Below are 11,623 nucleotides of genomic sequence, written 5' to 3'. Positions count from 1 at the left end.
GCCAGGGCCTGGGCGGGCGCCTCGTTGCTGGTGTAGGTGAAGGCCACGGCAGCGCCATCGTGCGCCAGGCGCCGCACGATGGCGGCGCCGATGCCGCGCGAGCCCCCGGTGACGAAGGCGGCCTTGCCGGCCAGGACGCGGGTGGAAGAGGAAGAAGCAGAGCTAACAGACATGGTGGATCTCCGGGGAAATGGACCAGTGAATGCACTGGCAACATCTGCAGTGTCGGAGAACCATTGCGTTGTCGGTAGCCATGAATCGGCTGTTCCTGTTTCAACCCTTGGTTGAAAATAGAGGGATGCAGCCCTTGAGCCACCTCGAATCCTTCGTTCAGTCCGCCGAATCCGGCAGCTTCTCGGCCGCAGCGCGGCGCATGGGCCTCACGCCGGCGGCCGTGAGCAAGAACGTGGCGCGGCTGGAGGCGAATCTCTCCGTGCGCCTGTTCCAGCGCAGCACGCGGCGACTGGTGCTGACCGAGGGCGGCCAGCGCCTGCTGCTGCAGATCAGCACGCCGCTGGCCACGCTGGCCGATGCCGTGGAGCATGCGGCCGAGGCCGACCGCCAGCCCGCGGGCACGCTCAGGGTCAGCATGGGCCAGGCTTTCGGGCGCGCCTACCTGGTGCCGCTGCTGGGCGAGTTCCTCACGCGCTACCCGGCCATCCAGCCCGACTGGCGCTTCGAGAACCGGCAGGTGGACCTGATCGGCGAAGGCTTCGACGCGGGCATCGGCGGCGGGCTCAACCTCAACCCCGGCATGGTGGCGCGGCCCCTGGGCACCATCCACATCGTGGCCGTGGCATCGCGCGCGCTGCTGCAGGGCCGCAAACTGCCGCGCCACCCCGCCGACCTGGCGCAGTGGGACGGCATTGCGCGCCGGTCCATCCAGACCGGCCGCATCCACGTGGTCACGCTGCGCAACAAGGCGGGCGATGCGGCGGCAGCCGAGCTGCGCCCGCGCATCGTCTTCGACGACCCCGAGGCCATGTGCCAGGCCGCGTTGATGGGCCTGGGCGTGGCCCTGCTGCCCATGCCCTTTGCCCAGCCCTGGCTGGCCAGCGGCGACCTGGTGCGCGTGCTGCCGGGCTGGTGGTCCGATGCCGGACCGACATCGCTCTACTACCCCGACAAGAAGCTGTTGCCCGCGCGCACGCGGGTGTTCGTGGACTTCATCATCGAGCAGTTCGGCCAGCGCGGGTTTGCGCAGCGGGTGCGGGGGGATTGAGCGGTCAAGGCACCGGCTTGCTCGCGAAGGCGATGGACAGGCCCCTGGGTGTCACGGTGATCGCGCCTGGCTGCAGGCCCATGCCGTCGAGCATGGTGAGGTCCTGCGGGCGCAGCCGGTGCAGCACCACCTCGCGCAGCGACTGCTCAGCGAGACCCGGCCCATAACCGTTGAGCAGCGCCACCACCTCGGGCTTGAGGCTGGGAAAATCGAGCCGCACCAGGCGCAACTGATGGGCACGCAGGCTGCGGTCGCTGGCTTCGTAGCGCAGGGCGAACTCCACCTCCAGCGTACCGCTGTGGTTGCGGCGCAGCGCGGGGCCGGCGGCGCTCAGCGGAAAGGCGGCGCCCAGCCGGTTGCGATCGGGCAACAAGGACAGGCGCGGGGTCTGCACGTCCACATCCACCAGCCCGGCCATGGGGTAGCGCAGCGGAAAACGCTGCGCCACGGCTTCCTGCAACTGCTCGGCCGACACGGTGTAGCCGGGCTGGGCCTGCGCGGCCCGCAGCCCCAGCAGCGCAAGGCTGCCAAGCGCCAGTGGGCGCGCTCCAGCAGCAAGAAAGGTTCGGCGATGCATTCAGTGGCTCCTTGGCAGGGCGGGTAGCCGGTGGCAATAATGTCCGCATGAGACCCCCAGCACCCGCCCACCGATGCCAGGTCTTCGGCTCACCCAGGGAAGGTGTGTACGGTACACACATCGAGAGTTCCCGCCACTATGGCAGGCATTGGCATGCCGTCTATGGCCTGGGGCTTCTCGACGATGGCGCGCAGAGCTCGGCCAGCGGGCGCGGCCCGGTGGATGCCTTTGCGGGCGACCTGATCACCACCAACCCCGGCGAAGTGCACGATGGCCAGCCGCTGGGCAGCCTGTCTCGCCGCTGGCGCATGGTCTACCTGGAACCCCCGGTGGTGCAGGCCATGGCCGACGACCTGGCCATCGCTTCGCCCCAGGGGCTGGCCCTGGCCCGCCCGGTGATCCAGCACGATCTGGAGCTGCGCACGGCCCTGGACCTGTTGCTGCAGCGCCTGGCGCAATGGAACGAGGGACCCCAGGCTTTCTCCAGCCTGGCCACCCTGGCCTGCGAAGAGGCGCTGGCGCACACGGGTGCCCTGCTGCTGTCCCGGCATGCCAATGCGATACCACGGCAGGCCAGCGCCGCCGGCGCACCGGCCGCCATGCGCCAGGTGTGCGACCGGCTGGCCGACATGCTGCAGGCACCACCCACGCTCACCCAGCTCGCGGCCATGGCCGGCCTGGGCAAATACCAGCTGCTGCGCCGCTTCACCCAGGCCTACGGCCTGCCGCCCCATGCCTGGCTGCTGCAGCAGCGCGCCGAGCAGGCCCGCAACCGGGTGCAGCGTGGCGCCAGCCTGGCCGATGCGGCGGCCGATTGCGGCTTTGCCGACCAGAGCCACATGACGCGCATCTTCATGCGCCAGTTCGGTTTCACGCCCGGGGCCTGGCAGAAGGCGACGGCGGGACGCAAACGCCAGCCGCCGCCGCAATAACGTTCAAGACCGCTCGCCTGCGCCCACCCACACTGCCTGCTTTCCAACCAGGGCGAAGGGGCAGGCGATGGGCGTTGCGGATGCATGGAGGGGCCCGCTGCTGTGCAGCCTGGCCATGGTGCTGGTGGGCAGCACGGTGGTGGTCAGCAAGCTGATCGCACAGGACATCGAACCCTTTGCCGCCACCGTGCTGCGCCATGCCCTGGCCCTGCCGGTGTTCCTGGTGTTGATGCGCTGGCACGGCCAGCGACTGCCACGCCTGGGCCGGCGCGATGCACTGCTGCTCACCGTGCAGGCGGCCGCCGGCAGCGTGGGCTATTCCGTGCTGCTGATCCTGGGGGTGAAGCTTGCCAGCGCTTCGGACGCGGGCATCGTCGCGGGCACGCTGCCCGCGGCCGCGGCCCTGTTCTCGGCCCTGCTGCTGGGCGAGCGGCCCGGCTGGCGCCTGGTGGCAGCCATCGCGCGGGCCACGGCCGGGGTGATGGCCGGGGCCGCCGCTCCGGGTGAAGGCACGGCACACGGCGCGGGCAACAGCACGCGCCTGGCGGGCATTGCCCTGGTGCTGGCGGCCGTGGCCTGCGAGGCGGTGTTCATCCTCGCCAGCAAGCGGCTGTCGCAGCCCCTGCCGGCGCTCGCACTGTCCACGCTGATGTCGGGTGGGGGGCTTTTGCTCTCGGCCCTGCCGGCGTGGTGGGTGGCGCAGGTTGCACCACCTTCGGCATTCTCGGCACCGGCGCTGGCTGCCTTGCTGTACTACGCCTGGGTGCCGACGGTGGGCGGATTTCTGCTGTGGTATGCCGGCAGCGCGTGCACCAGTGGCGTGCGCGCATCGCTGGCCACGGTATGGCTGCCGGTGTCGGCCCTGTTGCTGTCGTCGGTGTTCCTGGGTGAATCCATCCTTGCCTGGCAATGGCTGGGCCTGGCCTGCGTGGTCGCCGCGGTGCTGCTGGCCGCACGGCCCGGCAGACAGGGTACGGGCGAATGAGCGCGCCTCAGCGCCCCACCACCGACCAGCCCGCGTGCAGGTTGGTCTTGTCGTTCTCGTACTCCCAGGCGGTGCCGCAGCGGTCGCACTGGTAGCGGGTGAAGGTGACCTGGCCGTGGTCGCGGTCTTCCTTGCGGTTGCTGCGCTGCACCAGCTCGGCATGGCCGGGGGCGCGGCGCCAGTTGCGCTGGATGCCCTTGCAGGACTCGCACAGCTCCATGGGTTTGAGCTCGGTCTGCCGTTCGTGTTGTTTGGTCATGGGAAAGGCCTTGCCGTTCTGGGATGGTGGGGTCGTGTCGACGGGGCGCCTGTGCAGGGCCACCCCGCTATTGTCCCACCCCTGCGCCGCCAGGCAGAAGCACCTTGGCCATGCGGGCATTGGCGAGAACCACGCCGTGGCGCTCCACCTGCTGGCGGGCTTCGACCACAAAGCCGCTTCTCGCGAAGAAAGGCTCGGCCGTGAGGCTCACATCGGCCCACAGGCGCGCGGTGCCGCGCAGCGCGGCCTGGGCATGGATGTGCGCCATCAGCGCCCGGGCCACGCCCTGCCCGGCATGGGCGGGCGCGACGAAGAAATGGTCGATGTAGCCGCTGGCCTGCAGGTCCGAGAAGCCGGCGATGTGCACCACCGTCCCTGCCAGCACTTCAGCGACAAAGGGCTGGTTGGCCTCGAGGCGGGCGCTCCACAGTGCAGCGTCGTGCGCCAGCGGCGCCCAGGCATCGCGCTGCGCCAGGTTGTACTGCGCGCCGGTCAGGCCGTGCACGGCGGCGTGGAACAGCGCACGCAATGCGGGCGCGTCGCCCGGGCGGAAGTTGCGGATCACGGGGGTCATGGCGGCGGGGCGGGCAATGGCGAGGGGGCGCCGATTGTGCCCGAGGCCGCTGCACCTATGCCGCGGTGGCCATGCGCAGGCGGCGTGCGGCCTCTTCGGCGCGGGCGTCCTCGATCTCGCGCAGCACGCCCTGCATGTCCACATCGGCGTGCTCTGGCGCGTAGATGCCGGTGAGCGGCGTCTCGTTGGTCAGCAGCCCGCGCTGGTACAGGCTCCAGATCTCGGGGCCGTACTGGGTGGCGCGCAGCTCGGGGGCGAACCGGCCGAAGAAGTCGCGCAGGTTGGCCACGTCGCGCATCAGCATGCGCGGTGCATGGTTGTTGCCGGCGGCATCCACGGCCTGCGGCAGATCGATGATGACCGGGCCGTCCACGCCTTCTTCTCCCTCGGCCCCGGGCAGGTGCGCCAGCAGGATGTTGAACTCCGAGAGGTCGCCATGCACCACGCCCGCGCAGAGCATGCGCACGACCTCGGCGATCAGCGTGGCGTGGTGGCTGCGGGCCTGTTCCGGCGTGAAGGACACGTCGTTCAGGCGTGGCGCCGCATCGCCATGGGCGTCGGTCACCAGCTCCATGAGCAGCACGCCTTCGTGAAAATTGTAGGGCTGGGGCACGCGCACCCCGGCTGCCGCCAGGCGGTACAGCGCGTCCACCTCGGCGCTCTGCCAGGCGGCCTCCTGCTCCTGGCGGCCGAACTTGCTGCCCTTGGCCATGGCGCGGGCCGAGCGCGAGTTCTTGACCTTGCGGTTCTCGGTGTAGTCCACGGCCTGGCGGAAGCTGCGGTGGGTGGCTTCCTTGTAGATCTTGGCGCAGCGCGTGTCGTCGCCGCTGCGCACCACGAAGACCATGGCCTCCTTGCCGCTCATGAGCTGCCGGACCACGGTGTCGATCAGGCCTTCCTCGATCAGGGACTGCAGGCGGGGTGGAGCTTTCATGGGCGCATTGTGCGCCTTCGATGCGCCTCAGGCGCGCAATGCCTGGAGCCTGCCGTGCACCTCATCGCCATGGTCCACGGGCAACTGGTGCTTGGACTGCAGGTAGTGGTTGGTAAATACGTCGAGGTAGGCCTCGAGCGTCTGCGCCGCATGGCCTTCGCCCGCAAGCTCCAGGCACAGCGCCGCCACTTCGGAGGTGCAGAAATGGTCCTCGCGCGTGGAGCGGCGCAGCCGGTAGCGCGACAGCTGCTCGGGCGCGAGGCTGAGCACCGGGAACGCATCGATGTACGGGCTCTTGCGGAACATCTTGCGTGCCTCGGGCCAGGTGGCGTCGAGCAGGATGAACAATGGGCGCCTGCCGCCTTGCACCGGCTCCACCGCCGTCACCACGCGCTCGGGCGCCACGAATTCACCAGGGAACACCACGTAGGGCTGCCACTGTGGATCGGCGAGCAGCGTGAGCAAAGCCGGGTCGACCTCGGTACGCGCCCAGCCGAAGGCCCAGGTGTCGGTCACCACGTCGGCGATCAGCCAGCCGGTGTTGCTGGGCTTGAGCGGCTCGATATCGGCCATCAGCAGGCACACGCCGGCCTGCGGGGTGAGCAGCGGACGCAGCGCACACAGGCAGTGGCTGGGCACCAGCCGGCAGCCCGGGCAGCGCGCGCCACGCGGGCCCCCGCGGGCCAGAAAAGGCTTGGCACTGCGTGCCAGTCGCGCGGCACGCAAGCGCGACACGGCGTGGGGCAGCGCCGGCACGGGCATTTCCATGGCAGTCACTGGCCGCCCATGTGTTCGAGGGCAAACAAGGGCAGTTCGGTCTTCGGGCTCAGCCACAGGCCGCCACCCAGTTCGGTGAAGCCTTCGCCCAGCGTGCGCCGGTACAGCTGCGCGGGGTGGCGGAACATGCGCGGGTCGGTCAGCGTCTCGTCCACGATGTCCTGCTCCCAGTCCTCGCGTGCGACGGCCTCCACGTACAGGGCGCCGCGGCTGAGCCCGGCGAGGTTGCGCATGGCCTGTTGCACATCGGCCTCGTTGAGGTAGGGCAACACCCCCTGGCAGATCACCAAGTCGTAGGGCGTGCGCGCTTGGTAGTCGACCACCGAGCCCCGCTCCCAGCCGAAGCGGCCGCACAGGTACTCGCTGAACTCGACGCCGTGGAACGAGGCCTTGGGGAAGTGCCGGGCAATGATGTCGCGCCACAGCCCGATGCCGCAGCCCACGTCCAGCACGCGCCGCACCGGCACGCGCAGGTACTGCAGGTAGCTGCAGACGAAGGCGCCCAGCCGCTCGGTGTGCCCCGGGTCGACCACGCTGGTCTTCTTGTCGAAATAGAAACGCTGGTAGTAGGCCGCGTCGAAGCCGTCGGCGCTGGCGCTCTGGCCGGCACGGTGTGCAGAGGTCACTGCCATTCCTTGTTGTAGCGGCCCAGGTGGGGGATCAATTGCCCAGCGGCGTCCAGACCGGGTTGAGCAGCCGTTCCAGGCGCGCGCGGGAGGCGTCGAGCCGGAGCAGTTCCTTGTCGATGATGGCGCTGGTCATCGAGACCTTGTTGCCGCCTATCTCGAAGCTCTGGCCCTTGGACACGGGCACCAGCGATTCGCGGAACGCCTTGTCCTTGGCCAGCACGGGGTCGGTGGACAGCTTGCGCATGCGCATCATCTCCACCCGGGTCATCAGGGCCTGCTCGTAGCTCTTGTCCACCACCGGCTTGCGCTGCTGGATGCTGGCCTTGTAGCTGGCCAGCGTGGCCCGTTCGAGCTCGATGGTGTTCTGGAGTGCAAAGGCCACCCGTTCCGTGGAACTGCGGCTGACCGCGGCCTCGGGGTCCTTGAGGCCGGACCAGAACTCGCGGTGCACGTCCTCCGTCAGCGTTGCGCCGTCCTTGAACATGGACAGGATCACGGCTTGGCGCTCGGCATCGGTCTGGGCCGCCATGGCCACGGGAGACAAGGCGCCCAGAGACAGTGCCAGCACCAGGCCGGCACGCAGGCATTGCTTGCGAAAATTCATTCAGGACTCACTCAAAAACAGTCGGCAGGAGGAAGGCGTGGACTATGCCACCACCCGCATGCCGCAGCAGGGCAGCCAAGTATCTGCGTGTAAACGGCTCAGCGTATCAGGTATCAGTTATTCACTGCGCTACGCGCCACCCGCCACGCATGAAACTGGCGCGGGCCAAGCCAGTACCCCCGTGCAAGGGCCGCCCCGCCGCACTGGGGGCGTCCCCCTCCCGGCTCGCGCAGCGAGTCGAGAGAGGGGGAAGGCGCGAAGCGACTCAGGGGGTGTTTCACTTCACGCCGCAGGCTGCAGGTACTGCGCCACGAGCTGCCGCTGCGCGGCCGCGTCCACCCCGAGCACCTCCACCAAGTAGGTCTGCACGCCGCCGTAGTCCTGGTCCACCATGTGCAGGGCGGCATCGAGGAACTCTTCCTGCACGCGCCAGAGCACGGCCAGCACCTCCTCGGGCGCATGGCTGCCCATGCCGGCGGGGCGGCGGTAGAGGTTGTTGGTGAGCAGGTAGTCCTGCATGACGGTCTCGCGCGGCACGCCCAGCGCCAACAGGATGAGCGCGGCAGCAAAGCCGGTGCGGTCCTTGCCGGCAGTGCAGTGGAACACGGTGGGCGCATCGCTGGCCAGCAGCAGGCGGAAGAGCTCGGCAAAGCGCGGTGCGTTCTCGTGCACGAAGCCGCGGTAGGTGTCCTGCATCAGGCCCACCGCGTCCTGCGCGGTGAGCGCACGGCCGGTGGCCTGCAGCTCCAGCGCGCGCTGCACCACCGTGGGCTCGATGACCAGGGGGTGGTAGGCCACGCCGGGGATGGCATAGGCGTATGCCGCGCCCTCGGCTTGGCCGCGAAAGTCGATGGCCCGGGTGACGCCCAATTCGGCCAACAGCGCCTGGTCGGCTGGCGTCAGCCCGGCCAGGTGGTCCGAGCGGAAGATGCGGCGCCACTTCACGGTCCGCCCGTCCTGCCCGATGTAGCCGCCCAGGTCGCGGAAATTGGTGGCGCCGGCCATGGGCAGGGAACGGGTGGGATCTTGTGGCATGGAAGACGGCAGTCCCCGAGAAAGGGACCGAATGGCTCAAAGGAGGGCCGAGCTTAGCCGAGCCCTGTGTCCGCCACCTGTCACCCGCGCGGCGACCCCGTTGCGGACGGGGCGAAGCAACAGCCGCAGCCGTCCCGATAAAGGTGTGGAGCGCGGCGGCATGATGCGTGCGCGCAACAGTCCCTGTGCAAGCCCCTGCCGATCCAGCCGCGCAGCGGAGGCCGCCAGCCTGTACAGCGCACGCATTTTGAGCCTGGCGCGTGACGCCGGGCGTGCGCTTCGAGCATATCGAATCGAACCGCGAAGACCGTGCCACCACGCAGCGCTTCGACACCACCAACAACAATGCGCTGCCCTCGCTCAACGTGGCCTACCTGGTGAACCTGGCGCTCACGCTGTTCGCCAACTACGGCAACTCGTTCGGCCCGGTGCAGAACCTGCAGCTCAATTCGCAGACGGCCACCAACCCGCTCAAGCCCGAGCTGGCAAAAACGGCCGAAGTGGATGCGCGCTGGCAAACCCCGCAGATCCGCGCCGAACTCACGGCCTTCACGATCCGCTTCGCCAACCAGATCCTGCAGGTGCCCGGCTCCACGCCCGCCGTCTTCCAGAACATCGGCGCCACCAGCCACGAAGGCATCGAGGCAGCCATCGTCTACAGCTTTGACAAGGCCAGCGCCCTCGCCGGCCTGAACCTGTACGCCAACTACAGCTACACCAAGGCGATCCAGAAGTCGGGCACCACGGCCGGGCTGGACCTGTCCTTCTACTCGCGCAACACCGACACGCTGGGCGCACGCTACCAGCTGGGCGACTGGGCCTTCAACCTGGCCAGCATGCACCAGAGCGCGCACTACGCCGACGCGGCCAACACCGTTGCCGAACCCGCCGACGCCCGCCTGGCGACCCGGCCACCGGCTCGGAGCAGGGCCGCCGGGGTGAGACCGAGGGCTTCGTCAACACCCTGTTCAAGCTGCACAGCTCGCTGTGGTGGCAGGACACAGGCAAGGCCATCCTGGCCTGGGTGGCGCTGGCCTACCTGTTGCTGCTCATCACCGGGCTCATCCTTTGGTGGCCGCCGTCCTGGCGCATCGTGCTGGACAAGGGACTGCTGCGCGCATTCTTCGATCTGCACCGGGTGGGCGGCGCGACCCTGGGGCTGGTGATTGCGGTGTCGGTCGCCAGTGGGGCCTGGATGGCCTGGCGGCCGCCGGGCGCCTTTGCCACCACCCTCAGCGGGGCCGCGCCGAGCACGGCACCCGGCTTGCCCAAAGGCTCCGCATCGGCCGCTGCATTGCCGCTCGACACCCTGGTGGCGCGGGCGCAGGCGCAGTTTCCGGGTGCGCCCATCGGCTATGTGCAGGTGGCCCGCGCAAGCCGACCGGCCGCTGCGCGTGCGCATGCGGCTCGCGGACGACCCGCACCCGAATGGACTGAGTTCGGTGTGGCTGCACCCCGCCACGGGCGAGGTACTGGCCGCACACCGCTGGAACGAACTGGACCCCGGGGCGCGCGCCACGGCGGTGATCTACCCCCTGCACACCGGCGTGCTCGGTGGCGTGTTGCTGGAAGCCGTAGTAGCCCTGGGCGGCCTCGCACTCGCCGCCATGGGCATCACCGGGGTCTGGCTCTGGTGGATGCGTCGACGCCCACGCTGACCCCGCCTACAAGGGGCGGCGCGTGGCGTAGCGCACCACCGTCACACCCGCGCGCGCCTGGCGCACCGAGGGCATGACGAGCACACAGTCGTCGTAGGGCGTGGTGACCGGCACGCCGTCGTTGTCGCCGATTGCGGTCCCGGCTTTCTCGATCACCTCCAGACCGGTGTAGGGCTCCACGAAGCGGAAGGCGCTGCTCGTGGCCACCACGGGGCCGGTGACCTCCAGCGCCCACTGGCGTGGTGCATCGGGCAGGCACCAACCGGGCAGCTGCTGCTCCAGCGCATCGGCACCGAGCACGCCCGATTGCTCCAGGAAGCGCACGCACTGGTCCTGCGCCACGGCGCGGCTGGCCGGATCGCCATGGAAGCCGCATTCGATCAGCAGTGAGCGGGTGTCGCCGCCCTCCGCGTCGGGAAGGCCGAAGCGCCCATAGTCGCGCATGCGCACGCCGTCCTTGTGGCCGGCATCGACCACGATGTGCTCGGGCGAGCGCATGGCACACGCCAGCTGCAGGTTGCGCGGCTGCACGCCGGTGAGCAGCAGCGGGGCCGAGGGCTCGTGCATGGAATGGATGTCCAGCAGCCAGTCGGCCTGGGCCACGAAGGGCCGCAGGGCCGCCGCTCGGCGGCGCTCCAGGGTGTCGCCCGCGTCCATGCGCTCGTCGAGCCACTGGCGGTTGAGGTCCTCGTCGGTGAAGCGCGAGGCATCGTGGCTCTGCGGGTCGAAGCGGTCGAAGGCCGTGAGGTTGCAGAACGCCAGCGTGAGTTTTCCACGTGCAGGCCGCAGCCCGGCTTCGAGCAAACCCTTGAGGGCCCAGGCGCCGCACAGCTCGTTGCCGTGCACCAAAGCACTGACCATCACATGGCGGCCGGGCACGCCCGAATCGAAGTGCCAGACACCTTCGGTGCCGGTGTTGCCGACGCGCCAGGCGCTGATGTCGGGCGCGGGCAGTTCAAACACCAGGGCGGGGGAGGTCACTGGAGTCATGCCCATCATTCCTCGATCTTGGCGAACTCGACGATCTTCTTGTACTTGGCCACTTCGGCGGCCAGGTACTGGTCGATGTTCACGGTGGTCGCTGCCACGGTGGAGCCGCTGGCCTCCATCTTCTTGCGGAAGTCGGGCGATAGCAGGGTGTCGTTGAGTGCCTTCTTGATCTTCTCGAACACAGGCTTGGGCAGGTTGGCCGGGCCCAGCAGGGCGAACCAGACGTTGATGTCCACGTTCTTGAACTGCGGCGACTCGGCCAGGGCCGGGATGTCCGGCGTGGTCGACGAGCGCCTGGCCTCGGTGGTGCCCAGCGCAACCACCTTGCCGCTCCTGATGTGCGGCAGGCCGCTGGAGAGCACGAACACGCCGAACTCGAGGTTGTTGCCCAGCAGGTCGTTGGTCAGCGGCGCCACGCCGCGGTAGGGGATATGCGTCATGAACAGC

Annotated in this window: 15 protein-coding genes and 2 pseudogenes; 6 read left to right on the top strand and 11 right to left on the bottom strand. The window is 69.2% G+C overall.

The features are described 5' to 3' along the window. Nucleotides 1–173, bottom strand: a 173-nt coding sequence (locus ACK59X_RS29975; RefSeq protein WP_409962362.1) for an SDR family NAD(P)-dependent oxidoreductase, incomplete at its 3' end; no start/stop codon positions are given. A gap of 125 nt (nt 174–298) precedes the next feature. Here ACK59X_RS29975 and ACK59X_RS29970 point away from each other — a divergent pair. After that, nucleotides 299–1,222 carry a LysR family transcriptional regulator gene (locus tag ACK59X_RS29970; RefSeq protein ID WP_409962360.1) on the top strand — a complete coding sequence of 308 codons (924 nt, stop codon included), beginning with the start codon at nt 299–301 and terminating at the stop codon, nt 1,220–1,222. A 4-nt stretch (nt 1,223–1,226) separates the two neighbouring features. Here ACK59X_RS29970 and ACK59X_RS29965 read toward each other — a convergent pair whose 3' ends face one another. Continuing rightward, nucleotides 1,227–1,799, bottom strand: coding sequence for a DUF1439 domain-containing protein (locus tag ACK59X_RS29965; protein ID WP_409962358.1), 573 nt, complete (start codon nt 1,797–1,799; stop codon nt 1,227–1,229). 104 nt (nt 1,800–1,903) lie between these two features. On the opposite strand from ACK59X_RS29965, the gene ACK59X_RS29960 reads away from it, so the two are divergent. Further along, nucleotides 1,904–2,731, top strand: coding sequence for a helix-turn-helix domain-containing protein (locus tag ACK59X_RS29960; RefSeq protein WP_409962356.1), 828 nt, complete (start codon nt 1,904–1,906; stop codon nt 2,729–2,731). A 67-nt stretch (nt 2,732–2,798) separates the two neighbouring features. Next, a complete protein-coding gene (locus ACK59X_RS29955) occupies nt 2,799–3,716 on the top strand; it encodes a DMT family transporter (protein ID WP_409962354.1) in 918 nt (305 codons plus the stop codon). A 7-nt stretch (nt 3,717–3,723) separates the two neighbouring features. On the opposite strand, the gene ACK59X_RS29950 is transcribed toward ACK59X_RS29955, so the two are convergent. From ACK59X_RS29950 to ACK59X_RS29920, 7 genes are all read right to left on the bottom strand, one after another. Further along, nucleotides 3,724–3,975: a hypothetical protein gene (locus ACK59X_RS29950; protein ID WP_409962352.1), complete on the bottom strand. Its 252-nt coding sequence runs from the start codon at nt 3,973–3,975 to the stop codon at nt 3,724–3,726. Nucleotides 3,976–4,042: 67 nt separating this feature from the next. Beyond that, nucleotides 4,043–4,549 carry a GNAT family N-acetyltransferase gene (locus tag ACK59X_RS29945; RefSeq protein ID WP_409962350.1) on the bottom strand — a complete coding sequence of 169 codons (507 nt, stop codon included), beginning with the start codon at nt 4,547–4,549 and terminating at the stop codon, nt 4,043–4,045. Nucleotides 4,550–4,604: 55 nt separating this feature from the next. Next, nucleotides 4,605–5,483, bottom strand: coding sequence for a PA4780 family RIO1-like protein kinase (locus ACK59X_RS29940; RefSeq protein WP_409962348.1), 879 nt, complete (start codon nt 5,481–5,483; stop codon nt 4,605–4,607). A gap of 27 nt (nt 5,484–5,510) precedes the next feature. Then, nucleotides 5,511–6,251 (bottom strand): tRNA-uridine aminocarboxypropyltransferase, encoded by a 741-nt coding sequence (locus ACK59X_RS29935; RefSeq protein ID WP_409962346.1) that lies wholly within the window; start codon nt 6,249–6,251, stop codon nt 5,511–5,513. Nucleotides 6,252–6,256: 5 nt separating this feature from the next. Next, the gene (locus tag ACK59X_RS29930) at nt 6,257–6,892 is read right to left on the bottom strand and encodes a class I SAM-dependent methyltransferase (protein WP_409962344.1); all 636 of its coding nucleotides are present in this window, start codon (nt 6,890–6,892) and stop codon (nt 6,257–6,259) included. Between the two features lie 28 nt (nt 6,893–6,920). Next, a complete protein-coding gene (locus ACK59X_RS29925) occupies nt 6,921–7,493 on the bottom strand; it encodes a hypothetical protein (protein ID WP_409962342.1) in 573 nt (190 codons plus the stop codon). Nucleotides 7,494–7,775: 282 nt separating this feature from the next. Next, entirely contained in the window at nt 7,776–8,528 is a 753-nt protein-coding gene (locus tag ACK59X_RS29920; protein ID WP_409962340.1) for a tyrosine-protein phosphatase, read from the bottom strand. 260 nt (nt 8,529–8,788) lie between these two features. On the opposite strand from ACK59X_RS29920, the pseudogene ACK59X_RS29915 reads away from it, so the two are divergent. The 3 genes and pseudogenes from ACK59X_RS29915 to ACK59X_RS29905 form a co-directional block, all read left to right on the top strand. Further along, nucleotides 8,789–9,394, top strand: a pseudogene (locus ACK59X_RS29915) (TonB-dependent receptor domain-containing protein); the annotation flags it as partial. After that, nucleotides 9,343–9,834: pseudogene (locus tag ACK59X_RS29910) on the top strand (PepSY domain-containing protein); the annotation flags it as partial. The pseudogenes ACK59X_RS29915 and ACK59X_RS29910, both read left to right, overlap by 52 nt. Nucleotides 9,835–9,883: 49 nt before the next feature. Further along, nucleotides 9,884–10,186: a PepSY domain-containing protein gene (locus ACK59X_RS29905; RefSeq protein WP_409962338.1), complete on the top strand. Its 303-nt coding sequence runs from the start codon at nt 9,884–9,886 to the stop codon at nt 10,184–10,186. 6 nt (nt 10,187–10,192) lie between these two features. Here the strand turns inward: ACK59X_RS29905 and ACK59X_RS29900 are convergent, their stop codons facing one another. Both ACK59X_RS29900 and ACK59X_RS29895 read right to left on the bottom strand, forming a co-directional pair. Further along, on the bottom strand, nt 10,193–11,176 hold the full coding sequence (locus tag ACK59X_RS29900; protein WP_409962336.1) for a succinylglutamate desuccinylase/aspartoacylase family protein: 984 nt from the start codon (nt 11,174–11,176) through the stop codon (nt 10,193–10,195). Between the two features lie 5 nt (nt 11,177–11,181). Further along, on the bottom strand, nt 11,182–11,623 hold a 442-nt coding region (locus ACK59X_RS29895; RefSeq protein WP_409962334.1), incomplete at its 5' end, for a tripartite tricarboxylate transporter substrate-binding protein.

The sequence above is a fragment of the Acidovorax sp. genome, assembly GCF_046339755.1.
Classification (GTDB): domain Bacteria; phylum Pseudomonadota; class Gammaproteobacteria; order Burkholderiales; family Burkholderiaceae_C; genus Acidovorax.
Note: the sequence above shows the minus strand (reverse complement) of the source record. Positions and strands in the feature narration are given on the sequence as shown.